The sequence below is a fragment of the Bacillus sp. JJ1532 genome (assembly GCF_036965085.1).
GTDB lineage: Bacteria > Bacillota > Bacilli > Bacillales > Cytobacillaceae > Cytobacillus.
On the sequence record NZ_JBALOW010000050.1, the window covers coordinates 462 to 27,049 of the forward strand.

27 protein-coding genes are annotated in these 26,588 nt (G+C 35.7%); 14 read left to right on the top strand and 13 right to left on the bottom strand.

The window, feature by feature from the left end; all coding sequences use genetic code 11:
• Positions 1-298 precede the first annotated feature (298 nt).
• Positions 299-442: a hypothetical protein gene (locus tag V7122_RS17330; protein WP_335347477.1), complete on the bottom strand. Its 144-nt coding sequence runs from the start codon at positions 440-442 to the stop codon at positions 299-301.
• Between the two features lie 455 nt (positions 443-897).
• Positions 898-1,215, bottom strand: coding sequence for a hypothetical protein (locus V7122_RS17335; RefSeq protein ID WP_335354754.1), 318 nt, complete (start codon positions 1,213-1,215; stop codon positions 898-900).
• A gap of 898 nt (positions 1,216-2,113) precedes the next feature.
• Between V7122_RS17335 and V7122_RS17340 the strand changes: the two genes are divergently transcribed.
• Positions 2,114-2,686 (top strand): GNAT family N-acetyltransferase, encoded by a 573-nt coding sequence (locus V7122_RS17340; RefSeq protein ID WP_335347478.1) that lies wholly within the window; start codon positions 2,114-2,116, stop codon positions 2,684-2,686.
• 278 nt (positions 2,687-2,964) lie between these two features.
• Here the strand turns inward: V7122_RS17340 and V7122_RS17345 are convergent, their stop codons facing one another.
• The gene (locus V7122_RS17345; protein ID WP_335354752.1) at positions 2,965-3,492 is read right to left on the bottom strand and encodes a VUT family protein; all 528 of its coding nucleotides are present in this window, start codon (positions 3,490-3,492) and stop codon (positions 2,965-2,967) included.
• A 14-nt stretch (positions 3,493-3,506) separates the two neighbouring features.
• Positions 3,507-4,004, bottom strand: coding sequence for a preQ(1) synthase (queF, locus tag V7122_RS17350; RefSeq protein ID WP_335354751.1), 498 nt, complete (start codon positions 4,002-4,004; stop codon positions 3,507-3,509).
• A 255-nt stretch (positions 4,005-4,259) separates the two neighbouring features.
• On the opposite strand from queF, the gene V7122_RS17355 reads away from it, so the two are divergent.
• On the top strand, positions 4,260-4,724 hold the full coding sequence (locus tag V7122_RS17355) for a PaaI family thioesterase (RefSeq protein ID WP_335354750.1): 465 nt from the start codon (positions 4,260-4,262) through the stop codon (positions 4,722-4,724).
• A 75-nt stretch (positions 4,725-4,799) separates the two neighbouring features.
• On the opposite strand, the gene V7122_RS17360 is transcribed toward V7122_RS17355, so the two are convergent.
• From V7122_RS17360 to V7122_RS17370, 3 genes are all read right to left on the bottom strand, one after another.
• Entirely contained in the window at positions 4,800-4,973 is a 174-nt protein-coding gene (locus V7122_RS17360) for an asparagine synthase (protein WP_066298548.1), read from the bottom strand.
• Positions 4,974-5,082: 109 nt separating this feature from the next.
• Positions 5,083-6,108, bottom strand: coding sequence for a spore photoproduct lyase (splB, locus tag V7122_RS17365; protein ID WP_335347470.1), 1,026 nt, complete (start codon positions 6,106-6,108; stop codon positions 5,083-5,085).
• Positions 6,105-6,356 (bottom strand): transcriptional regulator SplA domain-containing protein, encoded by a 252-nt coding sequence (locus V7122_RS17370; protein ID WP_335347469.1) that lies wholly within the window; start codon positions 6,354-6,356, stop codon positions 6,105-6,107. Before V7122_RS17370 ends, splB begins: the two co-directional genes overlap by 4 nt.
• Before the next feature lie 157 nt (positions 6,357-6,513).
• On the opposite strand from V7122_RS17370, the gene V7122_RS17375 reads away from it, so the two are divergent.
• A complete protein-coding gene (locus V7122_RS17375; RefSeq protein WP_335347468.1) occupies positions 6,514-6,879 on the top strand; it encodes a carboxymuconolactone decarboxylase family protein in 366 nt (121 codons plus the stop codon).
• 284 nt (positions 6,880-7,163) lie between these two features.
• Here the strand turns inward: V7122_RS17375 and V7122_RS17380 are convergent, their stop codons facing one another.
• Positions 7,164-7,592 carry a ferritin-like domain-containing protein gene (locus V7122_RS17380; RefSeq protein WP_335347467.1) on the bottom strand — a complete coding sequence of 143 codons (429 nt, stop codon included), beginning with the start codon at positions 7,590-7,592 and terminating at the stop codon, positions 7,164-7,166.
• 124 nt (positions 7,593-7,716) lie between these two features.
• Here V7122_RS17380 and V7122_RS17385 point away from each other — a divergent pair, with 124 nt between their 5' ends.
• Positions 7,717-8,142: a pyridoxamine 5'-phosphate oxidase family protein gene (locus V7122_RS17385; protein WP_335347466.1), complete on the top strand. Its 426-nt coding sequence runs from the start codon at positions 7,717-7,719 to the stop codon at positions 8,140-8,142.
• 56 nt (positions 8,143-8,198) lie between these two features.
• Here the strand turns inward: V7122_RS17385 and uvsE (V7122_RS17390) are convergent, their stop codons facing one another.
• The gene (gene uvsE / locus V7122_RS17390) at positions 8,199-9,164 is read right to left on the bottom strand and encodes a UV DNA damage repair endonuclease UvsE (RefSeq protein ID WP_335347465.1); all 966 of its coding nucleotides are present in this window, start codon (positions 9,162-9,164) and stop codon (positions 8,199-8,201) included.
• A gap of 53 nt (positions 9,165-9,217) precedes the next feature.
• Positions 9,218-10,171, bottom strand: a complete 954-nt coding sequence (uvsE, locus tag V7122_RS17395) for a UV DNA damage repair endonuclease UvsE (RefSeq protein ID WP_335347464.1) — start codon at positions 10,169-10,171, stop codon at positions 9,218-9,220.
• A 268-nt stretch (positions 10,172-10,439) separates the two neighbouring features.
• On the opposite strand from uvsE (V7122_RS17395), the gene V7122_RS17400 reads away from it, so the two are divergent.
• The 8 genes from V7122_RS17400 (at position 10,440) to V7122_RS17435 (ending at position 19,321) form a co-directional block, all read left to right on the top strand.
• Positions 10,440-11,264, top strand: a complete 825-nt coding sequence (locus V7122_RS17400) for an alpha/beta fold hydrolase (protein WP_335347463.1) — start codon at positions 10,440-10,442, stop codon at positions 11,262-11,264.
• Positions 11,265-11,683: 419 nt separating this feature from the next.
• Positions 11,684-12,928: an MFS transporter gene (locus tag V7122_RS17405; protein ID WP_335347462.1), complete on the top strand. Its 1,245-nt coding sequence runs from the start codon at positions 11,684-11,686 to the stop codon at positions 12,926-12,928.
• Between the two features lie 422 nt (positions 12,929-13,350).
• A complete protein-coding gene (locus V7122_RS17410; RefSeq protein ID WP_335527826.1) occupies positions 13,351-14,799 on the top strand; it encodes a DEAD/DEAH box helicase in 1,449 nt (482 codons plus the stop codon).
• Positions 14,800-15,237: 438 nt separating this feature from the next.
• Positions 15,238-17,397, top strand: coding sequence for an Ig-like domain-containing protein (locus V7122_RS17415; protein WP_335527828.1), 2,160 nt, complete (start codon positions 15,238-15,240; stop codon positions 17,395-17,397).
• 268 nt (positions 17,398-17,665) lie between these two features.
• On the top strand, positions 17,666-18,088 hold the full coding sequence (locus tag V7122_RS17420; protein WP_335347460.1) for a DUF1801 domain-containing protein: 423 nt from the start codon (positions 17,666-17,668) through the stop codon (positions 18,086-18,088).
• Between the two features lie 48 nt (positions 18,089-18,136).
• Positions 18,137-18,508 (top strand): VOC family protein, encoded by a 372-nt coding sequence (locus tag V7122_RS17425; protein WP_335344336.1) that lies wholly within the window; start codon positions 18,137-18,139, stop codon positions 18,506-18,508.
• A 35-nt stretch (positions 18,509-18,543) separates the two neighbouring features.
• Positions 18,544-18,939: a VOC family protein gene (locus V7122_RS17430; RefSeq protein WP_335344335.1), complete on the top strand. Its 396-nt coding sequence runs from the start codon at positions 18,544-18,546 to the stop codon at positions 18,937-18,939.
• A 106-nt stretch (positions 18,940-19,045) separates the two neighbouring features.
• Positions 19,046-19,321, top strand: coding sequence for a CC/Se motif family (seleno)protein (locus tag V7122_RS17435; RefSeq protein WP_335344334.1), 276 nt, complete (start codon positions 19,046-19,048; stop codon positions 19,319-19,321).
• 42 nt (positions 19,322-19,363) lie between these two features.
• Here the strand turns inward: V7122_RS17435 and V7122_RS17440 are convergent, their stop codons facing one another.
• The 3 genes from V7122_RS17440 to V7122_RS17450 form a co-directional block, all read right to left on the bottom strand.
• Positions 19,364-21,169, bottom strand: a complete 1,806-nt coding sequence (locus V7122_RS17440) for a carbon starvation CstA family protein (protein ID WP_335344333.1) — start codon at positions 21,167-21,169, stop codon at positions 19,364-19,366.
• A gap of 143 nt (positions 21,170-21,312) precedes the next feature.
• Positions 21,313-22,050 (bottom strand): LytR/AlgR family response regulator transcription factor, encoded by a 738-nt coding sequence (locus V7122_RS17445; RefSeq protein WP_335354561.1) that lies wholly within the window; start codon positions 22,048-22,050, stop codon positions 21,313-21,315.
• Positions 22,025-23,809 carry a sensor histidine kinase gene (locus V7122_RS17450; protein ID WP_335345005.1) on the bottom strand — a complete coding sequence of 595 codons (1,785 nt, stop codon included), beginning with the start codon at positions 23,807-23,809 and terminating at the stop codon, positions 22,025-22,027. The genes V7122_RS17445 and V7122_RS17450 overlap by 26 nt, the downstream gene beginning before the upstream one ends.
• 261 nt (positions 23,810-24,070) lie before the next feature.
• Between V7122_RS17450 and V7122_RS17455 the strand changes: the two genes are divergently transcribed.
• Positions 24,071-24,577 (top strand): pyridoxamine 5'-phosphate oxidase family protein, encoded by a 507-nt coding sequence (locus V7122_RS17455; RefSeq protein WP_335527835.1) that lies wholly within the window; start codon positions 24,071-24,073, stop codon positions 24,575-24,577.
• A 651-nt stretch (positions 24,578-25,228) separates the two neighbouring features.
• A complete protein-coding gene (sstT, locus tag V7122_RS17460; RefSeq protein WP_335345003.1) occupies positions 25,229-26,467 on the top strand; it encodes a serine/threonine transporter SstT in 1,239 nt (412 codons plus the stop codon).
• Positions 26,468-26,588: the final 121 nt, after the last annotated feature.

The following is a 26,588-nucleotide window of genomic DNA, read 5'->3' on the forward strand; positions in this document are numbered from 1 at the left end:
CAACATCAGAAGAAGAAGCGACGTCAGAAGAAGAAGCGACATCAGAAGAAGAAGCAACGTCAGAAGAAGACGCAGTAACTGATAATCATTATTTCAAAGAGCCAAAAGGCTCTTTTTTTATGAAAGGCGGTATTTTGTCTTGATTGTTGGTATTGCAATAATTTCTTTACGGTTACTAAGTGGCCGAGCACTATTTTGGGTAAAAACAAACTAGGAATTCTGGATTCTTAGTCAAAAGAAATTACACCACAAATTTTGCAATACACCATTTAAACGTCTTCGCTGCAGTGGAAAGTTTCTAGATCTTCTTTGTAGTAGAGTTCGTATAAATGTCGAGTATCCGCTGGGTCTGACTTAACCTTTCGAAGGCTACTTTTCTAGTTTCGTAAGAACCCACTAGATTCACTAAATCTGGAATCACTAATAGGTCTGTCACTGTCATTATTTCCTCTCGCATCCAAGACGAGACTGAAGTTTTTTTTCATATGTAAGTATCTTAGATATGACAGCTCCAGCGGGATCAGTGCCGACTGCAATAAAATCAACAATGTTTCTTGAATTTATCAATTTGTATTTCCTTTACCATTAATTTATTTCATGAAAAAAAATGGGGGAGAATTAGGGAGAGATAAAGTTTTTATACAGTTTAAGAAATATATCATTCACTTAATAGGATTTGAAAGTTTAAAAAGAGTGGAACAATTTAATCCACTCTTCTTCCATTTCTAGTGTATAATATTACATTTGAAACATCATTTGGGATAATAGAAGAAATTCGAATTCTTTTCCTGGGTAAGATTTTCGAGATGCCTTAACGCATTATTATTGCTTTGAAATTCATCTTCTTATTTTTAGTGAAGGTGGGATAATAATTTTATTCCACCTTTTATTCAAATATTAACGACGACGACGGCGTCTTCTTTCTCTTTCTATATCTATATCTATGTCTAAATCTTGATCCTGATCATTTTCCTGTTCTTGTTCAGATCTCACTCTAGCGTTACTGCGGCTGTTGAGTCTGATATCAACCCTAGAATTACCTGAGTTAGTAATATTAGAACGTGCAACGTTGGTATTTTTATCGGTATTTCGAACATCCGCTTCTGATTCTGAATTAGATCTATTTCTTAACTCAGATTCAATATCTGTATCAAAATCCACATTTACATTTGTATTTTCATTATTTCTTCTTCTTATTCTTCTTCTTCTTGACATTTTTATTGACTCCTTCATTTTTTAAATATTTCCTTGCATTAGAACCTAAACAAGCTCTATATCAAAATATTAGTTTTGTACATTTTCTTGTTCTTGATTTGGATTAATACGAGCATTAGAAATTACACTCCAGAATTAATCGAAAACCTTGACAGTAGCATGTGTGGAAATATAAGTTTTTCGCAGTTTTACTAACTTCAAATTCAGTTTTTGACTTATCTCTGTTTCTGTTACGAATATCAGTTTTAACATCTCAGTATCAATATTTACCTTGATCTATTCATTCCTTTTCCTGTTTTCTCAACCTTAAATAAGTCTCCCCTTTCTTATTTACGTTTTTTCCTTTAAAGCCACTTTTCTTTCTTTTTAGTGTCCTCAGTAATACTGTATTCCTATGGTATTAATGATGAATAGACTAATCCCACAAATACGTTTGTTTTTTTACCCTTTTGGTAAAATTCTTTCATTAACGAGTGCTTTAGCACAATAAATGAGGAACTATTTTTGCAGTTTTTACGTGTTTTTCAATGTTATGCATTCGGGAGCGACTATAAAGTAAGTTTTGTATAGGGTCATTTAGTGTGAAGAAGGAAAATCATTTTGATAAGAAGAATATAAAAAGTGTTGTTAAGAATATTTGATGGAAGAATCCATCATGAATGGGATCGAAGCTGACGAATTACCACCGCAGAGCAATACCTTACAATGGATTACTTTGGGAGTAACATTAAGCTTGCTGTTCTGACTGTGGTTCATTTTATTATTCTTAGACGTAAAAAGAATGGCAGCAAGTTCTGCAACAAGAGATGAGCTTTTACTTAAAGAAGGACAAAAGAGCCCAATTCATCTGAAAATTAATGATAAACTAACTGGAGAATTAAATAAGGGGGGATTTATTATGACCAAAGATGTTGAAACTTTTCCGGTACTTGAAACTAATAGATTAGTATTGAGAAAAATTGAAAAAGGCGATGCAAACAGTATCTTGAAATATCTATCTGATAAAGAAGTAATGAAATATTATGGTTTAGAACCTTTTAAAACAATTAACGATGCTTTAAACGAGATATCATGGTATCAATCGATATTAAATGAAAGAACTGGAATAAGATGGGGAATTACTTTAAAAGGGGAAGATGAAGTTATTGGTAGTTGCGGATTTCATAACATGATACCTCAACATTATCGAACTGAAATTGGATTTGAGTTAAGTAAAAGTTATTGGGGGCAAGGATTAGCAAGTGAGGCATTGGAAGCTGTAATAAGGTACGGATTCGAACATTTAAAATTACAAAGGATCGAAGCGTTAATTGAACCGCCTAATATACCGTCACAAAAGTTAACAGAAAAACAGGGATTTATTAGAGAAGGGTTATTGAGGAATTATGAGTTTACTTGCGGTAAATTTGATGATTTATATATGTATTCATTGTTAAAGCAAGACTTTGATATACTTCAAAAAGAGAAATAAAGTATTTAAACAATTAATTATATTTCCGAGACCGAGAAGCGTTAATTTAACACTACATTATTAATGAACCTACTTTATTTAAATCAATTGTACATTGAATATATGTAAATAATGTGAGAACCATTGATTTTACAATAGTTCTCACATCGAAGTTTAGATATACGCGATTTGTTGGAGGTACCTAATAGATTTAGTCTGTGGATACAAGTTATTGTTGGATTAAACCGTATATAATTGTATTATGGCTAATTAATGTAATTATGAAATGGACTCAGTTATTAAATAATTTCTTTCTTAACACTTGCCAACTGCAGCACCAATACCCCAAGAAACTGCATGATCACTTTTACAATGATCTGGCCTAATATCGCCATCCAAATCACATTCCATGGTAAAATATTTGCACCAATTGGTGACAACCCGACAACGACAAAAATCGCTGAGTCTAATATTCCACCAATCACGCCGCTATACAAAACGCGTAAGTGCATCGGTAAATTTAATCTTGAATAAATCTCCGTATCAGTCGTTTCCGAAACAGCGAAGCTTATCGCACTTGCAAAAACAATCCACAACGTATCTCCAAGCAGATAACTAGAAATGGCTGATAGAATTAATGCTAAACAAATAAAAAGATAAGTTTTCTTTCTTCCATATTTATTTTGAACAAGATCCCGAAAAATAAATGTTGCCCCAATTAGAAATGAACCCATCGGAATTAGAAAAATGCCAGCTTCAAGCGGTGCAAATTTGGCAGTAACAACGTTTGCCAAAACGATCGCAAATAAATAGATGACTAATCTCATGTTATTTTCACTCCTTATCTATTATCAACTTTTTCGGGATATAAATCATGATTCATCAATCGATATTCTGCCATTTGTTCATATTTTGTGTTTGGCCGGCCGTAGTTTGTATAAGGGTCAATTGAAATTCCGCCCCTAGGCGTAAACTTGCCCCAAACTTCAATATATTTTGGATCCATTAATTTAATTAAATCGTTCATAATAATATTCATGCAATCTTCATGAAAATCGCCATGATTCCGAAAACTAAATAAATATAGTTTTAAAGATTTACTCTCCACCATCTTTTGTTCAGGGATATAACTAATATAAATCGTTGCAAAATCAGGCTGACCAGTTATTGGACAAAGACTAGTAAACTCAGGACAATTAAATTTTACAAAATAATCACGATATGGATGTTTATTACCAAAGGCCTCTAAAATCTCAGGGGAATATTCGAACAAATATTTTGTCCCTTGATTTCCTAGTAAGGTAATATCTTCTAATTCATGATCTTGACGTCCAGGCATAAAAAAATCCTCCTATTTGTCCCGAATGGACAGGGAGGCCAGCAGAATTAAACCAATAAAAAAAGCCATATCTATTTGCGGATATGGTTTACACCATAGTTTTTTATAGAGGGTTTCTGCTATGAACCTCTCCCGTTCAAACGGGTTTCTTTATTTAATTGATAAGGATACTATAAAGGAAAGACAAAGTAAGTGTCAATAGATAATTCCCTCTATCTGGTGATGGGAGAAAATAATAAAAGGGGGCAGGAAAAAGTGAAGAAGAAAATTGATGAGCACCAAATTTATGAGAAGCACTACGAACAAATTTATAATCAAGTGATAAGCGATCCATTTGCTCAATCCTTAGGCATTAAGTTAACAAAATTTGAGGCTGGTTTTGCAGAGGCAACGCTAGAAATGCAAAACCATATGGTAAATGCATATGGAACTGTTCATGGGGCCGTTATTTATGCTTTGGCAGATCATGCTTTTTCGGTAGCCTGTAATGCATATGGAAAAACATCGTTAGGACTTTTAGGACTTTCAACGACAATCCAATTTATTGAATCAGCCATGCCTGGCGACACGATCGTAGCCAGTGCAAAAGAGGTTAAACGAAACTATCGTACTGGTTTCTATCGGATCGACATTTATCCTAAGAGCAATTTGATAGCAACGATGGAAGCAGTATCTTACCGTAAAGACCATTATTTTATTAATCTTGATGAACAAGATTAGTAGCATCAAAAAATCATTTGCCATTAATAGCTAAAAGGAGGCGAGTCTAAAAAATAGCTCATCCTCCTTTAATTCTCAACGACGATGCTGGGCAAGGTCTATTACGCCTAATACTATGTGTGCTAAGCCAAATCCAAAAACGGTATTTGCAATCATCTTATTTGAACCTCGTTTTTGTTTTAAAGCGTAACCGGTAGCAGTAACAGCTGTACCTAATGCAGTCGGAATAATTCCTTCACGAATATTCATAGTAATATCCCCCTACATCGCATTTAGTTGGTGTTTAATCACCACCATTATTGTTGCCTTTATTAGTGTAATTATGCTATCTCCAATGCCATTGGAAGGCAACTTCCTTTTAAGTAAAATATTCTAATTTTGCTTCGGGGAAAAACTTTTCCATATAAGTGTAAAGATGTTTTTTTATATCCTCTTCTTCTTCTTTTTGATAAATATATTTTCCTATTCCATATTTACCCCATTTATATCTCCTTTTTTCTTCATCTAATTCTAACTTTGTCATAGGGTAGTTTTTTTCAATTACTCTCTTTGCCGGTTTTGTAAAACGATGCTGTATAAATTCAAAGGTAAGATCTTTCTTTGCTTCAGGAGGTAATTCAGCATCCAAACGCTCAAACATATGAAAGTATCCATCCTCCCATCCTTCATGAAGATAGATAGGTGCTACTATAAATCCAAGTGGATACCCAGCTCTTGCCACTTTTCCGGCAGCTTCAATTCTTTTTTCTAAGGGAGAAGTCCCCGGCTCAAAGTTTTTAATGATGTAATCTGCATTCACACTAAAACGAAATCTTGTTTTTCCGTTATGTTTAGCATCAAGTAAGTGATCTACATGGTGAAATTTTGTAACAAATCTTAATTTGCCGTATTCCGATTTTCCAAAATGCTCAATGGCTCTTTTAAGAGTATGGGTCAAATGATCAATTCCTACAATATCGGATGTACAAGAGGCTTCAAATCTTGTTATTTCTGGAGCGCGCTCCTCCATATATTTGTCGGCAGCCTCAAGAATTTCCTCTACATTAACATATGTACGGATATACGGCTTACTTCCCATCGTCGTTTGTAAGTAGCAATAATGACAGTGACCCATGCAGCCAGTTGCAAAAGGAATAGCATACTCTGCCGAAGGCTTCGAGTTGTCAAATTTAAGGGTTTTTCTAATACCAACAACTAGTGTAGACTTGGCCACCCGGTATCTTTGAAATTCGTTATCACCGGGGAGATTTCTTACTTGATTGTGGGAAGTGGTATGCCGAATCTCGATATCCATCTTTTTAAATTTCTCATGTAGTTCTTTTCCTAAAGGATAATCTAATGCATCAGGTTCAAAATAAACAAGTTTGGGTGTAAATGGTTTCATTCCAATATCCCCTCTGAATCATATCCGTAATAATAATGATAGGCCTGGTTTGCCTCTTGTTCTGTAGAATAAACAGCAATTTCATTTGATAGCGGATAATATGTTTCATATAAAAACAAGGCTAATTCATTCGCATTTTCAGGGTTATTGACTACTGCTGCTGCTTGAACATTCGCTACATCTTGGGTATGGGGATTACGATAAAAAACATAAACAATATCTCCAGCCTGATAATTTTGGTTTTCCATTCTATCACCTTCGTTTTATTAGTCCTATTAAGATTCTGCCATTCGTTCTGACAAATTATGATTTCTTAATTATGGAAAGGGATGAACAGGGAGTAAATAATTTATAGTTTGCTCATAATAATTTTGATTTACATAATATGAAGGAGTTGAATGTCATTTGGAAATGAAATCTAGAAACTCTACTGAAAATGCACTCATCAATTATAAAGAAGGGCTAGGTATGTTTGCCGAAAAAATGCCCGAATTTGTAAGTCAGTTTAATGCATTCACTGAAGAATGTTTTAAAGAAGGAGCATTATCTCAAAAACAAAAACAGTTAATCGCATTAGGAATTAGTATCCATGCTCAGGATGAGTATTGTATTATCTATCACACAAAAGGATGTCTTGATCAGGGATGCTCGGAGCAGGAAATTCTTGAAGCTATAGGTGTGACAGCGGCATTTGGTGGAGGAGCTTCTTTGAGTCAAGGGGTTACTCTTGTTCAGGAATGTATAAATGAGATGAGTCAATTGAAACAGTAAAAGGGTTTAATCCATATTTACTGTCAGATAACGATTGTGATTTATTTAAGGTGAAACCGTAAAGGTTTCATCTTTTTTGTTTGAATAACCATCTAGGTATTTTATTTCATACCATTAAATACCCCGTTTGCTGCAATATCCGTACCAACTTCATTGCCGTTTTGCTAACTTCATTGTTGCGTATAATGAACATTCCGTTTCTATATTTAGTTGCAGAACTTTTAACTCATTAAAATATGATAAAAGCACGATAGCAGAATGGTAATCTAAAAACAGTTATAAAATTATTGCAAAAGACGATTTAAAAAATCTACATGCTGCCTATCTTTGTTTAGCACTTCCTCAATCAATTGATGGCTTTCTGGGTCTAGATCCCCTCTTACAATTTCTTCAGATATTTGAATCCCATAATAATCTTCTCCTGTTAAAGCACTTTTGATAATACCTGAGGAAGTATCAGGAATCTTAAATTGGCTAATAAAGCCTTGAATAGAACCAATAACCCCTTCATCATCTACTGGCGTACCTCCGAGGTTTTGAATTCTTTCCGCAACTTTAAGGGCATGGTTCTTATGATCTTGTTGAATTCTTTGAAATTCACTTTTTATGTAAGGGTCTTTTAATTTTTGTATATGGTGTTCATAAGCATGGATCCCCATGTATTGCCCCTTCAGAAATTTATTTAAAGTATCTATTACATTGTTAACTTTCATTTAAATTCACTCCTTTTCTGTTTATTTTCTTCTATATATTGCAGGTTATCCAGCTTGTGAAATTTTTGTTTTTGGAAATGATAAGAAGGAAATTCAAAATGACTTAATAAAGGAGTATCAACCAATGAGTAAAGATTTAAAAGAAAAAGTGCTGAAAATTATATCCGATCATAGAACAGGCATCTTGTCATCGGTTGAAAATAATAAGCCCCATTCACGATATATGACGTTCTATAATAACCATTTAACGTTATATACACCAACAAAAAAGGATACCGAGAAAGTAGAGGAAATCGAAAAAAACCCTGCTGTTTCGGTATTGTTAGGTTATGAAGAGAATGGGCAAAGTGATGCCTATGTTGAAATTACTGGTACAGCTGCCATTAATGATTCACAAGAATTGAAAAACCAATATTGGGATGATTCATATAAAAAATGGTTTGACAGTCCAGAAGATCCAAATTACGTGTTTCTTCAGGTGCAACCTGAAACTGTTCGTATACTAAATATGGATGGTGAGCCACCCCAAGAACTTACTTTAGGATATTGAGGTAACTAGTCTGACTCCATATAAATCAATGCTTTTCAAATTAGCTCTTCTTTCTATTACATTAAAGAGAAAGAAGAGCCATCAATCATTTCAACGTCATTCCTTGATTTGACTTCATCCATTAATTTAAAAAGCGCCTCATCTTTCCTCTTAGCCTCAATCATACAATCAATTTGCGGAACACTGCCTCGTATTACGTTAAGGAATCTAAAAAACATATCGATATCTACATAATCAGAATGATGGCGAAAGGCTTTATCACTTTTTGGACTTGATATATGCATTTTTATTGGGAGCGGTGAATGCTTCCATGTCTGTACAACTCTATCCCAGTTGATTTCCCAATTGGGATCTTGGTGATAGGCAAGATGATGATGATAATCGAAAACTAGAGGGATGTTTAGTTTTTCACATAAGTAAAGTGTATTTTCTAATGTAAAAGAAGTATCATCATTTTCAAGCATGATCATTTTTTGAATCTTTTTTGGGACGTCCATCCAATTATCGATAAAACGTTCAAGTGACATGTCGGTTTCTTTATAATTACCGCCAACATGCATGACACACCGATGAGTCGGGTCAATCCCCATTGCCTTTAATAATAAGTAATGCAGCTTTAAGGTACTTATTGAATTTTTCAAGATGTGCTTCTCTTTTGCATTAATGAGAACAAAGTGGTCCGGATGAAAATCAACTCGTATCTTATGTTTTTTTGCGAAATCTCCAATCTCACGAAGTGGCTCTCTTAGCGGTTTTAAATAATTCCAATCAAGAAGCTCTTCGTGGTTGGCTAAAGGAATAAGGCGAGAGGTTAGTCGATAAAAATGAATGTCAGACGCGGCATTATGTTTTAACAGTCTTAGAGTATTGTGCAAATTCAAAAGTGCAATTCGTTCTAATTTACGAATGGCTGCTTCCCGGTCATCAATTTTCTGGAATTGGGCAAAAGTCATTGTTTTTGATGGGGATGCATTTTTAAGTTCCATACTCATTGCGACATAACCTAGACGTACAATCGTCATTTATTCCACCTCATCAAAAATTATGGCGATAGTTTTTTCCTGTTTCATTACGGTTACCATTCCACCGCTGCACTTGAAATACGTTTGACTCCCCGAATGGCAGCTATTTTTTCAACAAGTCTCTGCATGGCAAGATTCTTTTGTTTTGCTTCTATCATTATGTCGAAGTCTTGATTCAACTCCTTTGCCATCTTAAAGAAGGGAAGGACAAAGTCTATAGAAACAAAATCAGCATGGGAACGATAGGCTTGATCAGACTTTGGGGAAGAAATGTGGACTTTCGGTACAATATTAGAACGATTCCAAGTGTTAAATATACGGTTTAAATAAAGTGGGAGGTCACTTTCTTCGCTATTCGCCATATAGTGATGATAATCGAGTACCATTGGGATGTTTTCCTTTTCACAAGTAAGGAGTGTTTCCTGAATATTATACGTTTTATCATCATTCTCTAGTGTCATAACCTTCTTAATTTCCTCTGGCAATTTTTTAAGATTTTGATGGAAGCGATTTAATGACTCAGTTTTATCCCCATAGGCTCCGCCGATATGAATATTAATTAATCCCGTATTCAAAGCATTCATGGCTCCCAGCATCTTAAAATGATATTCCATATCTTTTACTGCATTCATCGTTACTTCTTCTCTTGGGCTTGTGAAAAGTGTAAATTGATTTGGGTGAAAGCTTAATCTGAGTTTAAATTGTTGTAATAGACTTCCAAGTTCTTTCCATTCATTTTTGAATGGGGTAATGAAATCCCACATCACTTCAGGATGGGTTGCTAAAGGGACAAGTGAGCTCGAGAATCGATATAATTCGATTTCATGCGCGATATTATAATGCAAAATTCTTTTCGTGTGATGTAAATTTTGTGCTGTAATAGATTTCAGCTTTTCCATTCGTTCGTCTTTAGGAAGTGTTGAATATCGTGCAAAAGTTACAGTTTTTGATGGACTTGCATCCCATAAGCCCAATGCATTTGCTACATAGCCGAACCGAATCTTCATTTGCTTTTTCCCCTTGGCTTTATACTTTGACTAGAAGTCTATTTTAAATAGGTTATTTATTTTATTTTCTGCAATAATCTATTTCTGTATACGGAAAATAAGAATGGAAGAAATCATAAGTGTTTTGAAATTGGAGCTGAAAAGAATTTTCCTTTTTAAAAATCAGTCGGATAAATCTCCTAATTTTCAAATGTGAGGCCATTCAAAAATGGAATTAAGCGTCATAGATTAGAATATAGTAGGTAAAAACTAGGAGTGAAGTAAGAGTATGTCATTTATAAATGGAAAATACATTGAAGTTGATTCTGGAGTAGAGTTGTTTGTTCAAGAAGCAGGCAGTGGAGAACCTATCGTGTTCATCCCGGGGTTTACGTTTACAACAGAAGTTTTTTCTAAACAGGTAGAATATTTCTCAAGGACGAATCGAGTTATCGTTATTGATCCAAGAAGTCATGGCAGATCGACTATAGCCATTCATGGAAATGATTATGTCTCCCATGGATCAGATTTAAATGCGGTACTTCAGGCGTTAGATGTTAAAAATGCTACTCTTTTAGGATGGTCTTTTGGTTGTTTGACAGTTTGGGAGTATATTAAGCAAAATGGTTTTGATAATATCAAATCACTAATCCTTGTAGACATGCCGCCTAAATCTTTATCAACAAAAGATGATGATTGGGTTGAAGGACCACTAGATGATATTTCAGCAATTTATAATACGTATTTACGAAATTCAAGCGGACAAAGGGAGTTCATTACTAGTTACATAACTCAAGTAATGGTGCAAAGAGAACTTGATGAAGAGGAATTATCCTGGCTAGTTGAACAGTCTTTAAAAACTCCACATTATATTGCAGGCAATTTGTTTGCTTCAGGAATGTTTTCTGATTATCGAGAAGAAGCGAGAAAAGCAAGCCAAACTGTTCCCACATTAGCCGTTGTAGCAGAGCATTGGGCTGATCATGCAGTTAATTATATAGAACGAATGACACCGGAAACAAAAATAGAAGTTCTTGGTGGACACATGATGTTTTGGGAGTATAGTGAAAAGTTCAATGAGATTGTTAACGATTTTATTAATAAGAATGACTAAATGTGTATAATAAAAAGTCACAGTGACTTCCCGAAATTTTATCGTATGTTAACAGGATATTAGGGAGACACTGAGTTTGCCCTTAATTTCTTGACTCACAAGAATAATTGAATTAATGAAGCAACTTTGTTATAATATTATCGACTTTTTAGAAGTGGAGGTTTTCCTTGTGACAGCATCAATGAGATTAAGATTCCCATTTTTCATTCGTTAATTAAATACGTATGAAGGCTCTGCCTATGTTCAGAGCAACGGGATTGGTCTGTCTATTTTTAAGGGAACCTATATTTAACGGTTATTTTAAAAGAGGGGATAAGTCTCCCTCTTTTTTTGTTGTCTTTAAAAATAATTAGATCGGTATGGGCGCATGAATGTGGGAAGCTTATTTAATAAATTTTAAAGAAATGGGATGTTAATCAATGAATACAGAAAATAACAATCTTAAGGAGAATTGGTTAAAGAATATTATTCTATTTTTAAGCAGCCAAACAATCTCACTTTTTGGATCGTCCCTGGTTCAATATGCAATCATGTGGCATATAACGCTTACGACGGAATCTGGTGTGATGATGACGCTGTATATCATTTGCGGTTTTATTCCGACTTTTCTTTTATCTCCGATTGCGGGGGTTTGGGCGGATCGCTACAACCGTAAAATGCTGATTATTTTAGCGGATGGACTCATCGCCATAGCTACACTCATTCTTGCTATTCTCTTTTTAATGGGATTTGATGACATATGGCTGTTATTTTTGATGGCGGCAGTTCGGGCTTTTGGTACAGGAATACAAACACCTGCTGTTGGGGCGATCTTACCGCAAATTGTTCCAAAGGATAAGCTGACTAAAGTAAACGGAGCAAATGGAAGTATTCAAGCCGTTATTATGTTCGTATCTCCAATGGTCAGTGCAGCTCTACTGGCAATGACTTCGATTGAAATCATATTTTTTATCGATGTCATTACGGCAGCGATTGCGATTGTGACACTTCTTGCCTTTTTAAAAATTTCTGTACATGAGAAGGCGGCGGAAAAACAAACAACAAGCTATATGAGCGACTTTAAACTAGGCTTACAATATGTGAATAACCATGAGTTTCTGAAGAATTTTTTCTTATTCTTTGCCGTCTTCTTTGTCTTGATGGCACCTGCAGCATTTTTGACTCCACTACAAGTGACACGTAGCTTTGGCAATGATGTGTGGCGACTAACCGCAATTGAAATAGCCTTTTCCATTGGTATGATGGTAGGTGGAGGAATCATTGCTTCTTGGGGAGGCTTTCCAAATAAAATGAAGACATTGGGATTGGCAAGTGTGATTATGGGAGTCTGTACATTCGCACTTGGCATCGTTCCGATTTTTTGGATTTATTTAGTTTTCATGGCTATATTCGGAATTGCCATGCCAATTTTTAATACACCAGCTACCGTTTTGTTACAGGAGAAAGTCGATGAAGATTATTTAGGCAGAGTTTTTGGCGTAATGGGAATGATCTCAACCTCGATGATGCCGCTCGGAATGCTAATATTCGGCCCAATCGCAGATATAATCAAAATTGAATGGCTACTAATAGGAACCGGTGTATTCATTATTATTTTAGCGATTCTTTTAGGCAGAAACAAAGTATTAATCGAAGCGGGGAAACCTGCAATGAAAGAATCATAAATTAAACAGTGATAGAGGAACGGATCCAATAGGGTTTGTTCCTTTTTCTATTTTACCTCCACAATTTAATAACAATATTTACACCATAAGGTTTGTTTTTCTGCAAATAGGAATACGACTTCCGTTTTTATCCAAACAGAGGTTGAGTATATTAAACAATCACCTTGTATTTTTTACAAACGAGATCGTCCAAACTTATGGAAAAAGAGAGTCACTTTTTATAATTACCCCAAAATTTCAGGAGCTAGCCGGTCTCTTGAAGTAGGCAGCACTTGACTTGCCCAAAGGGCAGGTCATTTTTTATTAATTCAAGCACTGACTTATTTACAAGGTGAAGTTCGCGTATAATGGTAGGTTGAATAGGGTAAAAAACTTGGCGGAAATAATAAGGTAAATAATCCAAAATAAAAAGAGGCTTAGTTATGTGTAAAGAAAGTTTTAAAGATTATAAATTAAGTGATGAAATAGTAAACGCGCTGGATAGTTTAGAAAATTTAAATCCAACAGCCGTTCAAAGTAAGGTTATCCCTCTTGTGTTAGAGAAAATGGATCTTGTCGTGAAATCACAAACAGGAAGTGGGAAGACAGCTTCATACGGGATTCCCATTTGTGAATTAATTGATTGGAAGGAAAATAAACCACAAGCGCTAATTTTGACACCAACGAGAGAACTTGCTGTGCAAGTGAAAGAGGATTTCATAAACATAGGCAGATTTAAACGGATAAAAGCAACAGCTGTTTATGGAAAACAACCTTTTGCCATCCAAAAAACAGAATTAAAGCAAAAAACACATGTAGTTGTCGGTACTCCAGGCCGTGTGTTAGATCATATTGAAAGAGGTACTCTGGCCTTAGATCAGATTCACTACCTTGTTATTGATGAAGCTGACGAGATGTTAAACATGGGGTTTATTGAACAAGTAGAAGCCATCATCAAGGAGTTACCTCGAAAACGAGTGACAATGCTATTTTCAGCTACTTTACCAGAGGAGGTCAAAAACCTCTCACTTAACTATATGAAAACACCTATCGATATTGAAATTAAAGCGACGGGACTCACGACTGATACAATTGATCATTCTCTTTTTGAAGTGGCAGAAGACGATAAATTTTCTATGCTTAAAGATGTGACGATAGTTGAAAATCCAGATAGTTGCATCATCTTCTGTCGAACAAAAGATCGAGTAGATACTGTGTGTGATCAGTTAGTGGATTTAGGTTATAGCTGTGATAAAATCCATGGCGGCATGATACAAGAGGATCGGCTTGACGTGATGAATGACTTTAGAAGAGGAGAATTTCGCTATTTGATTGCTACGGATGTAGCCGCTAGAGGGATTGATATTGATAATATTACACATGTCATCAACTATGACCTTCCATTAGAGAAAGAAAGCTATGTCCATCGTACGGGAAGAACAGGACGAGCGGGTCAAAAGGGGAAAGCCATCACTTTTGTTACACCTTTTGAAGATCGGTTTTTAAGTGAAATTGAAGAATACATTGGTTTTGAGATTCCGAAAATGGTCGCTCCTTCAAAAGAGGAAGTTTCAGATAAGAAACCTTTCTTTGAAGCAAAAATGAATGTTGAACCAACCATTAAAAAAGCAAAAAGTGAAAAATTAAACAAGCAAATCATGAAGTTGTACTTTAATGGTGGGAAGAAAAAGAAGCTTAGAGCGGTAGATTTTGTTGGAACGATTGCAAAAATTAACGGAGTATCAGTGGAGGACATTGGTATCATTACAATATTAGATACTGCTTCTTATGTTGAAATATTAAACGATAAAGGTCCGATTGTGTTGAAAAAGATGAAGGACACAACTATAAAAGGTAAGCTGCTGAAAGTATATGAAGCTAAAAAGAAGTGAAAAGTTAGAGTTGGCAGCAACTGGGGGTAATAAGACATGACTGGACTTTTTTCTTGTTAGTAACATTTAGTAGACATCAAACTGAAAACCTCATTTAGTTACAATGCGGGGAACCGTATCATAGCTTAATGAGGTTTTTATTTTTATTTACACTATAAAATATCAAATTGATTCCCCTTTAGATTTTATTAGGCTTCCAGAAAGTGTTTCTTAGATGGTGAATTTATGTATAAGTTTTTAGAGGCAAATTTCATCCATAACTTTAGGAGTCAAGCTTATTAACTCAATATCTTTCCATTATTTTCATGGAATGTTACAAAAAAGAGCCCCTAGTTCATCAAATGTATATAAAAAATAAAAATAAAATCAACAATACATTAACATTCATACAGTTTAATAGAATTGCACCAAAGATTCTACTACTAGGGGGATTATTAGATGATTAATAACAAACTTGTGAAAAAAGGTGCTACTTTAGCACTTGCTCTAGCTATTACAGTCCCAGCATTATCACCGACAGCAGTGAATGCTCAGAAAAATATAACAATAGAAGCTGTTAAATTTAATGGAATGAAAGCACCATCTACTATTGAAGAAATGGTAAAAACGTATACAACCGCAACAGTTGATGTGAAATATAGCAATGGAAAAGTAAAAACATTTCCGTTGTCCTACAACTACCTATTTAAATCGGAAGATAAGGTAGCAACTGTTAAAGGGGAAAAAATCCCTGCAGGTACACCAATTGATGTAAAAGGAAATCCAATTAAGGATCCAAGCAGCGCAGACGGAAAATACTTTGTCTCCGATGCTCCGGATTCAAACAGCTTAATGCTGCCCATTAACGGCAAACTTTATATGGTTACACATTATGAATATCAAACCATTGATGCTGCTGGTAAATCAGCATACGGTTTAGTTCCTGCATCTATGTCTTTAACTGAGTTGGAACAGGACAAAAAAACAGGTGAACTGAAACCTGTAAAAGTAGAAAAAATTGATTTTTCAGCAGTAAATGGACTTTGGATTCCATGTAACGGATCATTATCTCCTTGGAATACACATTTAGGTTCTGAAGAGTACGAACCAGATGCACGTCTTTTCTTAGATTCAACTTCGAAAGTAAGAAGTCAAGTTGAAACATTCGCTCAATTTTATTTTGGAGATAAAGCAAAGGCGAATCCTTATTTTTATGGGTACACTCCTGAAATTACAGTAGAAAAGAACGGGAAAACATCAGTTGTAAAACATTACAGTACAGGACGTTTCTCTCATGAGTTAGCTAAAGTCATGCCTGATAACAAAACTGTATTTTACGGGGATGATGGCGGTAATACAGGAATGTTTATGTATGTGGCTGACAAAGAAAAAGATTTATCATCAGGTACACTATATGCCGCAACATTTAAACAATCAGGTACTGAAAACGGTGGCTCAGGCGATTTACAATGGATTAATTTAGGACATGCAACCGATAGAGAAGTAAAAAATATTATTGATAGTGGGATTACATTCAATGATATTTTTGAAACTTCAGATGCGCCTAAAGAAGGTTTTACAGCTATTAAAACATACGCAAATGAAGGAAAAGTTGAGTACCTAAAACTTAAACCTGGCAAAGAAAAAGCAGCAGCCTTCCTTGAAACTCGCCGTTACGCTGCCATTCTTGGTGCGACTACAGAATTTAACAAAATGGAAGGTGTAGCACTAAACGAAAAGGATAAAAAAGTATATATTGCAATTTCCGATCAAAGTAAGGCTATGGAAAAAGATTCAACAGGAAAAGACCCAGTAGACCATATTCAATTACCGAAAATTAAATCCGGTGTAACATATCAATTAGATTTGCAAGGTGGCCAAAAGGATAGCGAAGGAAAGGCTATTAATAGCTCTTATGTAGCACCATCAATGTCTGGATTAGTTGTTGGTGAAGATTTAAAAGAAGCTGATTCATTTGGAAACACTGCAAATGTAGATAAAGTAGCCAATCCAGATAACTTAAGTTACTCTGAATCAATGAGAACACTCTTTATTGGTGAAGATAGTGGGGCTCACACAAATAACTACGTTTGGGCTTATAATGTTGATACGAAAGAATTAGATCGTGTCTTATCTGTTCCAGCAGGAGCGGAAGCAACTGGATTATTTGCTGCTGACGACCGCAATGGATTCTCATACATTTTCAGCAATTTCCAGCATCCTGGTGATGAGGTAGATGCTAAGTCAATTACAGCTGTTAATAAAGATGATTTACTTAAAGCTGTTGACGAACAAATTGGTATTAATAAAACAGGCGGTATTGGTTATATCTCTGGTCTGCCTTCTTTAACAAACATGCCAGATTTCACTGCACCTGAAGCTCCTAAAGTAGATAAAGTAACAGCAAAATCTAAATCAGTTACAGGTACAACTGAAAAAGATGCTACTGTACAAGTTTATAACGGGAAAACATTATTAGGGGAAGCAAAAGCAAATTCAAAAGGGAAGTTCACTGTGAAGATTAAAGCCCAAAAGGCAGGCACAAGCCTAAATGTTGTGGCTAAAGACAAGGCTGGAAACAATAGTGAATCAACTGTCATAAAAGTTGTTACTAAATAACAAACACGTACATTTAATGTGCATGTAAAAATGAAAAGGGCTGTCATAAAAGTGACTTTTGTGACAGCCCTCATTCTATTCCATGCTTTTCCATAAGAATGGATTAACTCATTGGGAGTTTATTTGTGAAACGACTCTTTTTGTTTGCGAAACACTCATTTAGCTTTCAAAATTCTTCGATTTTCAGTATAGTTAATATAACATTGGTAAATAAACGAAGCGGAAGATAATATTTCTATAAAAATAATAGTAAAAGGAGGATGCATAAATGTATGAACTGAAGACGAAAGAAACTGATAGTAGTGTCATTGAATTTATCGAAAGAGTCGAAAATATCAAAAAGCGTAAAGATGCATATGACTTGTTAGATATCTTCACGGAAGTGACAGGTTTTCCGGCCAAAATGTGGGGGCCTAGTATTATTGGGTTCGGTTCTTACCATTACATATATGAATCTGGGCACGTAGGAGATGCACCACTTGTAGGGTTTTCACCTCGTAAAGCAAAAATTAGTTTATATTTTAATCTGGGTGAAAAAGAACGAGAAGAATTACTAGAGCTTTTTGGGAAACATACAACAGGTAAAGCTTGTGTTTATATTAATAAACTAGATGACATAGATTTAGAAATATTAAAGAAGCTAATCAAACAATCTGTTAACTACTTAGAGAATAAATATCCTAAAAAGTGATATTTAATTAAAGCAAGTATTCTATTATCTGGTGAAAGGAGAAAAAACATGAGTATTGGGGCATTTTCTGTTAGTTTGACGGTAAAGGATATTCATGCATCAAAAACATTTTATGAGAAACTAGGGTTTAATGTTTTTGGTGGAAATATCGATCAAAACTGGTTAATCTTGAAAAATGAAGACTGTATTATTGGCCTATTTCAAGGCATGTTTGAAAAGAATATATTAACCTTTAATCCTGGGTGGGACGAGAATGCTGAAGAGGTAAATCCTTTTAAGGATGTAAGGGTATTACAAGAAGAACTTAAAGAAAAGGGAATAAACTTTATTCAGGAAGCAAATTTAGAAACTAAAGGTCCAAGCAGCTTTATGATTGAGGATCCAGATGGTAATCTAATCCTTGTTGATCAACACAGGTAGAAATAAAATCTATTGAATATTCTAGGAGGTTAATGATGGGAAGAGTCGTTCATTTTGAAATTCATGTAAATAATATGGAACAGGCAAAAACGTTTTATGGTGAGGTATTTGGCTGGACATTTCAAGACTGGAGCGAATTTGCTGGAATGCCTTACTTTGGGGTAGTGACAGGAAGTGAAGATGAACTAGGAATCAATGGTGCATTAATGCAGCGGCAAAGTGCTGCACCTGAAGTAAATCAAGCTTTAAATGCATATGTTTGTACAATTGGCGTTGAGAATTATGATGAATCGGAAGCTAAAATTCTTAATAATGGCGGAAAAGTCGCATTGCCAAAATATGCATTGCCAGGAATGGCGTGGCAAGGATATTATTTGGATACAGAAGGAAATATTTTCGGATTGCATCAGCCTGATGTTAATGCAAAATAAGGTATTTTTAAAACAATGATTACATAGAATTTATTTAGCTAAGGTGCCTTTCCCTAGGAACAGGTGCCTTTTTTCGTATAAAAGGATTGAAATGGGGGGATTGTTTATGAATGTTGAAATAGATGCTGAATCAAGGAATTGGATAGAGGCTAAGGGAAGCCAATTAACTGTAAAAACGCTCGATGTAAAGGGTTGCTGTGCACCAGGGGTTCAAGAAGTAGTTGCAGTGCCGGGAAAACCTCAAAACTTAAATCATTATAATGAATATATGGTTGGTAATCTATCAATATATGTTCAAAAACATATTCGGGCCAAGGAAAAACTGACGCTAAAATTATCCGGTATGAGCTTCTTAAAATCTATCTCAGCAAAGCTTCATTAATAAAAAACAGCACCCAATCATGGAGGATTGGGTGCTGTTTTATTAAGCAATTTCTCTCTCTGATTGTTCTACAAGAACAGCCTGTGGCAGTTTGGATAGCTTAATCCACTTGTTAATGGAAGTAACTAAAATGACGAATCCAAGGATAAGCATAATGATGGATAGCGTACCGTTTAATACGTTAAAACCAGCACTATCTGCGTTTAAGTAGACATTTTTCACCATCCAATATCCTGCAACATTTACAGTTACATAGAGATAAGATAGAGGGACTAAACATGTCAGCATATACCAACGTTTATCAGCAATCTTAAGGACTACAGTCGCACCGATGATCAGACCAATGGAAGCCATTAATTGGTTGGATACTCCGAATAATGCCCAAACGGAACTGATGTCGCCGGAATAGAGTAGATATCCCCAGAATAAACAAGCTAAAGCACTGGCGGTAATATTCGCAGGCAATGAATCTGTCCGTTTTAAAGGTTTAATAAATTGTCCGCCGAAATCCTGGATCAAATAGCGGGCAACACGGGTTCCTGCATCAATGGCTGTTAAGATAAAAACGGCTTCAAAAAGAATAACAAACTGGTAAAAGAAGGATGCCATATTTTTGAAAATAGGAATCTCCGTAAAGATATACGTCATCCCTACAGCAAGGGTAACGGCTCCACCCGTTCTACCTTCAAGATCCATCCCAATATCTTGACTAAGTTGGTTTAGATGAACAGTTTCCATACCTAGTGTTGCAAATTTCTCCGGTGTTGAATTGATGGCAAAATAATCTCCAGGCTGTAAAGATACTGCTGCAATTAACGCCATAACTGCAACTAAACATTCTACAAGCATGGATCCGAAAGCTACTCCTTTAGCATCACTCCAACGATTGATCATTTTCGGAGTTGTGCCGGAACCAACGAATGCGTGGAAGCCAGAGATTGCTCCACAAGCAATCGTAATGGAAACGAACGGCCACACAGGACCAGCAATAATAGGACCGCCGCCATTAATAAATTCTGTAAAGGCAGGGAATTGAACAGCTGGGTTCACATAGAATACACCAAGAATTAATGCAACAAATACCCCTATTTTCATAAACGTACTTAAATAATCACGCGGTGCAAGTAAAAACCATACAGGCAACGCAGCAGCAAAGAATGCATAGATTGGCAGAGCAAGGGCAAGAGTGCTTTTTTCAAGTGTTAAGAAATCACCTAAAGCTGTACCTTGGATGTTGGGCCCCAAGAATACTGCCAGCAAAATTAAACCGAAACCAACTATCGTTGCAACTTTTAAATTGCCTGTCTTCTTATGATACAATCCAACCCCCATAGCAATGGGAATCGTTATAGCTACTGCAAATGTTCCCCATGGGTTTCTTTCTAAAGCACTTAGGACAACTAAAGAGAGACCTGCCATTGTAATCGTTATAATGAATAACATTGCTAAACCTGTACAGAATCCAGCAACAGGGCCGAGTTCTTCTTTTGCGATCTCCGATAGTGATTTTCCATCTCTGCGCATAGAGGCGAAGAGAACAACTAAATCGTGGACAGCTCCACCGATGACAGCACCAATTAGGAGCCAAAGCAAACCTGGCAGATAACCGAATTGAGCTGCTAAGATTGGACCAACTAACGGCCCCGCTGCAGCAATCGCCGCAAAATGGTGACCAAATGAAACCCATTTATTCGTGGGTACATAATCTTGCCCGTCTTCTAATTTATGAGCCGGAGTCGGTTTAGATTCATTAAGCTTCAAAACCTTTGCCGCCATAAATGTCCCGTATAAACGGTAAGCAATTAAGAGTATACAGATAGCACCAATAACGATTGTAAGAGCACTCATTTATACAATCCTCCTTCAAAATGTATGAATACAAACTAATCATACAAAATGAAAGCGCTATTATTTCAATTTCAAGATAAAATACATAAATCGAATGTTGAATTACATTAATTTACTGATGAGTTGCAAAATTCTGATATATTTTAAAAACCGACTAGTTTCTTTAATTCCTTAACATAGGTTCGGCTAACTGGAACTTTGGAACTGTCCTTCATAATTAAATTGTATGTCGAGTTAAACCAAGGCTCTATTTCAAGGATGTGATCTACGTTCACAATAAAACTGCGATGAACACGGAGAAATTGTGTTTGATTTAACTTTTTTTCTAATACGACAAGTGCCTCACTAACTTTGTATGTATGTTCTAGCGCTTTAATTGTACACTTTCCCTCGCTGGATTCTAAATAAAGGATGTCATCATAGGCTAATAAAATAAATTTTTCATCAACATTGACCGCTATTTTTCCATTACGGGTATTTTTCAATGAGGGGTAGGCAGGAATATCCTGATTGCCGATTTTTTGCATTTTTTTAATTTTATCTAACGTTTTTTGAATACGATTTTCTTCATAGGGCTTTAAAATATAATCGACTGCATTTAATTCAAAGGCCTGCAGTGCATACTCATCGTATGCAGTTGCGAAAACTATTGCTGGTGTTATATCTAAAGTTTCTAATTGTTTTGCTAAGCTTAATCCGTTATCTTCGGCTAGTTCAATATCAAGGAAAACAAGATCAGGCTTAAGTTCAGAAATATCAGCAACCGCATCTTCTAGACAATCACTTTCACCTAAGATTTCAACTTGTTTGCTGCGAATAAGCAAGTATTTGATTTCATCTCTAGCTAATGGCTCGTCATCCACTATATAAGCTCTTAACATCTCTTTCAAAAACTCCTTTACTGTCGAGCGGAATGGAAATCGTGATCGTTGATCCACTATCCACTTGACTTTTTATTGTTAAGCTCGCTTGCCCGTTATAGATCCCTTTAAGACGTTCGCTAATATTAAAGAGGGCTGTTCCATTTCCTTTTTTCGAATTCACAATTTGCTTGCCAAGCACTTTTATCCTATCTTTAGGGATGCCATCTCCATTATCTGCAACAATAATTTTCAATTGATTATTCTTATGAAAAATCCGAATAGTAATTTTTCCTTCGGTTTTGCTTCGCGGAAATCCATAATGAATGGCATTTTCGACTAAAGGTTGTAAGGTAAATGGTGGAATATATACTTCTTCGAGTCCTGGATCAATTTGAAATGCAATGCAATACTTATTTGGAAAACGGGTTTGTTCTAATGAGATATAGGCCCGTACATTCTCTAATTCCTTCTCTAAAGGAATAAGCATCTGCCTTGCTCCTTGAAGATTGCCGCGGAAAAATGAGCTTAAGTCTAAAAGTAATTGACGGGCTTTATTTACATCTTTACGGCATAGTACTGAGATTGTATTGATGCTATTAAATAAAAAGTGCGGATGAATTTGTGCTTGCAGTGCTTTTATTTCTGCATCCTTCAACAATTTCGCCTGGTGTTCAGCCTCGGCAAGTTCTAGTTGTGTAGAGAACAGATTAGCAAGGCCTTCTGCTAATTGCTCCTGCACTTTATCCAGATATTCTGGCTGATTATAGTACATTTTTAATGTACCAACAATTTTGTTTTTGACTTTTAACGGTAGGACAATTGCCGCTTCTAATGGGCAATTCCGATGATAACAAAAAATATCTTCCTTTGTTTTGACAATGGCAATCTTACCGCTTTCAAGCACTTTTTTAGTCAACCCGGTCGCAAGTTTTTCATTAGGAATATGATGATCTGAAGCGATCCCAACATGAGCCAAAACTTGATGGTCATTTGTAACAGCGACCGCATCGGCGTTTGTCAGCTTCAGCATGATTTCCGAAATTTCTTTACATGAATGTGTATTTAAGCCTTGGCGAAAAAAAGGCAGAGTTCGATCGGCAATTTTGAAGGCAAGATTCGTTTGGTTCGCACGAGCACGTACTTCTTCATGCATGATAGATTGAATAATGAACATGAACAATAATGTTCCGAACCCATTAACAAAAATCATTGGAAAGCCAATAACTTGTACGAGAGCCCATGCAAGTTCAAACGGTTTGGCAGCCACGAGAATGATCAGCATCTGTAACGCTTCCAACGTCATACCTATCATAACCGCATACGCAGCCGTGATCTTTTTCCCTTTCAGTTTTCGTCTTCTGCCAAAATATCCAGCAATTAACCCAGCAATAAGAGTAGAAATTGAACAAGAAAATGCCGTAAAGCCGCCGAGTGTATATCGATGAACTGCTGCGATTAGGCCAGCACCTACTCCCACCATTGGACCGCCGAGCAAGCCTCCTATGACGACCCCCATTACTCTCGTATTCGCTATAGCACTTTCTGAGTCAATAAAAGAAAGCCACCCTGCTTTATTTATTGAACTTTGATGAATTTCAATACCTGTATAATTACTAATTATTCCAAAAGCGCCAAAAAGTAAAATGAGCATGATTTTCTCATTTTTATTGTGTTCCTTTAAGACGATTTGGCGAAATGATCTCATTTGTGAGAGTAAAAAAGCAACAATAACAATGATCCCGACTTTTTCAAGCATTAATGGCACTAAATTGAACATTGTCACCCGTCCCTTGGATACGTATGATTGGTTAAATTTTATTCTACCAAATGTTGAGGAAATTTTCTGCAAAAATGAAATTGTTTGCCAATTCATTTAGATAAGCTCTTAAAAAGGATTATGGCACGTTAAGTATAAACTAGGAGAATAGGAATATTTTTAAAGTTGAAAGGATATTATCCAAACGAATGCGAGTATTGTTAGCAATATTATGATGCATACCCAAGGGGTTGTGTACAAGGGATACTAAAAAAGCAAGGAGTGAGGAAGTTGAGAGGTTTAATTCATAATAAGAAGCGGGAAATGACGGAGGAAAGTGCTTATCATTTTTTAAAAATGGGTAAGGTCGCACATGTGGCGACAGTGGGGGAGGATGGGTTTCCATATGTAATCCCATTTGTCTATGTTTATGAGGACGGAAACAAACTATACCTACATATAGGAAATTTGTGGGAGAGTCATTTTTGGACAAATATCAAAAAAAATCCGCAAATTTGTATCGAGGTTAGCGAGATGGGGGATGTTCATCCAGGTAAAAAATTTGCGTGCCAATCTGCACTCGTCTACACAAGCGTAGTTTTATTTGGAATCATTAAGCATATTGAAGATGACAAGCAGAAAGAATGGTTCTATGATCGGTTAATGGAAAAGTATGGGGATCCAGAATGGACTTTTGAAAAAGGATACCCAGCCCTTTCGAAAACGGAGTTATTTGAAGTACAAATTGATAAGATTACTGGTAAATTAAGTGAAGGATTAAATCATTAACGAGTGCGCTTGATCCCAAATGCGGAAATTCTTTAGTACGCATGGGGTCAGGCGACTTTTTTGGGAAAATTTAAAGTCTGAACTGGTGATAGGCCTTTTTGTTTTATTTGGCGGACTGAGAATCCTTTATTCAATATAATCCACACTTTTGATAAATGAAAAGGACAGAGATTCCGTTATTAATGATAAACATGAGAAATTTGCTTACTTTTCTAGGGATAGCGGAACTAGAGTCCGTTACCTCTAAAAAAACAACCTTTTTCGGTAAATAACGGTACCAGTGTCCTCTCTTGAAAGTTCAGGTCTAATTTTTCAGTTTCCAAGATCCATTTCCAGTAAAAACCTCCAACATGGCCCGTTGTAAAAATCTTTACTATCTTCCTAGTAAAAGGAACAACGCAATTTGGAGTAAAATAACTATAATAATAATAATATTTTAAAACCAAGAATCACCAGAAATCTAGAGGTTTCCCACTTTTTATCTGAACAATCCGAATAATGTTAATAAAAATAATAGTATTGTAATATATCGAATAAAACCATATAATACTTTTCATAGAAAGACAAATGTCCTTTTGAAATGGAATTTCGAGGAAATGTATTATGCAATATTCATATTATCGTAATTATTACACCTAGGGAGGAACATCTATGAAAAGCTTACTAAAAAAGTGGAATCAACTAAGCTTAGTTAAACAAATAATCATAGGTTTGATTATCGGTATTATCTTAGCTTTAACGATCCCAGAAGCAGCAAAACCGATTGCCATTTTTGGCACATTGTTTGTAGGTGCGTTAAAGGCTATTGCACCTGTATTAGTACTCTTTTTGGGTATATCAGCTATTGCGCAACACAAAAGTGGTCAGCAAACGAATATGAAATCCGTTATCATTCTTTATCTCTTAGGAACATTTTTAGCTGGCTTAATTGCAGTAATTGCTAGTTTTATATTCCCTGTAAGCTTAACGCTTGTAAAGGGTGCTGAGGACGTGGCGCCTCCTAGCGGTGTTGTTGAGGTTCTAACTACATTGCTTATGAACATTGTTGATAACCCAGTGAAGGCGATTTTTAATGCGAACTATATTGGTATTTTAGCTTGGGCAATACTACTTGGTTTGGCTTTAAAAAATGCCGCCGATTCGACAAAAACAATGATTGCTAATTTTTCAGATGCTATTACCAAAATGGTTACATGGGTTATTAAGTGTGCACCATTAGGAATTATGGGTCTAGTATTTGAGTCCATTACGACAAGTGGAATTGATGCTTTACTTAGCTATGGGAAGTTACTTGCTATTTTACTAGGTTGTATGTTTTTTGTAGCGTTGGTTGTCAATCCACTCATCGTGTTTGTGTATATAAAACAAAATCCTTTCCCGCTTGTTTTTAAGTGCCTAAAGGAAAGTGGTATTACTGCATTCTTTACACGAAGCTCAGCTGCAAATATTCCTGTAAATTTGAGATTATGTGAAAATCTTGGTTTGAATAAGGATAGTTATTCAGTATCGATTCCATTAGGGGCAACGATCAATATGGCTGGTGCTGCCGTGACGATTTCTGTTTTGACCCTTGCAGCGGTTCATACACTTGGGATTCAAGTCGATATTCCTACAGCCATTATCCTGAGTGTGGTGTCTGCTATATGTGCTTGTGGTGCTTCAGGAGTTGCAGGCGGATCTTTATTACTGATTCCTTTAGCGTGCAGCTTATTTGGAATCCCTGCTGATGTGGCTATGCAAGTAGTTGGAGTAGGCTTTATCATCGGTGTTATTCAAGACTCTGTTGAAACAGCTATTAATTCATCTACAGATGTTATCTTTACAGCAGCCGCTGAATATAAAGAGTGGCGTAAAGAGGGGAAAACAATAGAGATTAAAAAAATTGCATAAAGTAGAATTGAGCTGTATCTCCATTGTTAGAATTGACGAACATTGGAGGTGCAGTTTTTTTTATGAATAAATACCAGTAATGTTTTGAAAATATTGATACTTTTTCCTATTATTTACGTCA

Coding starts and splice junctions, on each gene's coding strand:
- V7122_RS17335 (WP_335354754.1), bottom strand. CDS start 1,215: ATGTCAAGAAGAAGAAGAATAAGAAGAAGAAATAATGAAAATACAAAT.
- V7122_RS17420 (WP_335347460.1), top strand. CDS start 17,666: ATGTATGAACTGAAGACGAAAGAAACTGATAGTAGTGTCATTGAATTT.
- V7122_RS17435 (WP_335344334.1), top strand. CDS start 19,046: ATGAATGTTGAAATAGATGCTGAATCAAGGAATTGGATAGAGGCTAAG.
- V7122_RS17445 (WP_335354561.1), bottom strand. CDS start 22,050: ATGTTAAGAGCTTATATAGTGGATGACGAGCCATTAGCTAGAGATGAA.
- V7122_RS17430 (WP_335344335.1), top strand. CDS start 18,544: ATGGGAAGAGTCGTTCATTTTGAAATTCATGTAAATAATATGGAACAG.
- sstT (WP_335345003.1), top strand. CDS start 25,229: ATGAAAAGCTTACTAAAAAAGTGGAATCAACTAAGCTTAGTTAAACAA.
- V7122_RS17330 (WP_335347477.1), bottom strand. CDS start 442: ATGACAGTGACAGACCTATTAGTGATTCCAGATTTAGTGAATCTAGTG.
- V7122_RS17340 (WP_335347478.1), top strand. CDS start 2,114: ATGACCAAAGATGTTGAAACTTTTCCGGTACTTGAAACTAATAGATTA.
- uvsE (WP_335347465.1), bottom strand. CDS start 9,164: ATGACGATTGTACGTCTAGGTTATGTCGCAATGAGTATGGAACTTAAA.
- V7122_RS17440 (WP_335344333.1), bottom strand. CDS start 21,169: ATGAGTGCTCTTACAATCGTTATTGGTGCTATCTGTATACTCTTAATT.
- V7122_RS17400 (WP_335347463.1), top strand. CDS start 10,440: ATGTCATTTATAAATGGAAAATACATTGAAGTTGATTCTGGAGTAGAG.
- V7122_RS17370 (WP_335347469.1), bottom strand. CDS start 6,356: ATGGAAAACCAAAATTATCAGGCTGGAGATATTGTTTATGTTTTTTAT.
- V7122_RS17415 (WP_335527828.1), top strand. CDS start 15,238: ATGATTAATAACAAACTTGTGAAAAAAGGTGCTACTTTAGCACTTGCT.
- V7122_RS17360 (WP_066298548.1), bottom strand. CDS start 4,973: ATGAATATTCGTGAAGGAATTATTCCGACTGCATTAGGTACAGCTGTT.
- V7122_RS17405 (WP_335347462.1), top strand. CDS start 11,684: ATGAATACAGAAAATAACAATCTTAAGGAGAATTGGTTAAAGAATATT.
- splB (WP_335347470.1), bottom strand. CDS start 6,108: ATGAAACCATTTACACCCAAACTTGTTTATTTTGAACCTGATGCATTA.
- queF (WP_335354751.1), bottom strand. CDS start 4,004: ATGCCTGGACGTCAAGATCATGAATTAGAAGATATTACCTTACTAGGA.
- V7122_RS17425 (WP_335344336.1), top strand. CDS start 18,137: ATGAGTATTGGGGCATTTTCTGTTAGTTTGACGGTAAAGGATATTCAT.
- V7122_RS17450 (WP_335345005.1), bottom strand. CDS start 23,809: ATGTTCAATTTAGTGCCATTAATGCTTGAAAAAGTCGGGATCATTGTT.
- V7122_RS17380 (WP_335347467.1), bottom strand. CDS start 7,592: ATGAAAGTTAACAATGTAATAGATACTTTAAATAAATTTCTGAAGGGG.
- V7122_RS17410 (WP_335527826.1), top strand. CDS start 13,351: ATGTGTAAAGAAAGTTTTAAAGATTATAAATTAAGTGATGAAATAGTA.
- V7122_RS17345 (WP_335354752.1), bottom strand. CDS start 3,492: ATGAGATTAGTCATCTATTTATTTGCGATCGTTTTGGCAAACGTTGTT.
- uvsE (WP_335347464.1), bottom strand. CDS start 10,171: ATGAAGATTCGGTTCGGCTATGTAGCAAATGCATTGGGCTTATGGGAT.
- V7122_RS17385 (WP_335347466.1), top strand. CDS start 7,717: ATGAGTAAAGATTTAAAAGAAAAAGTGCTGAAAATTATATCCGATCAT.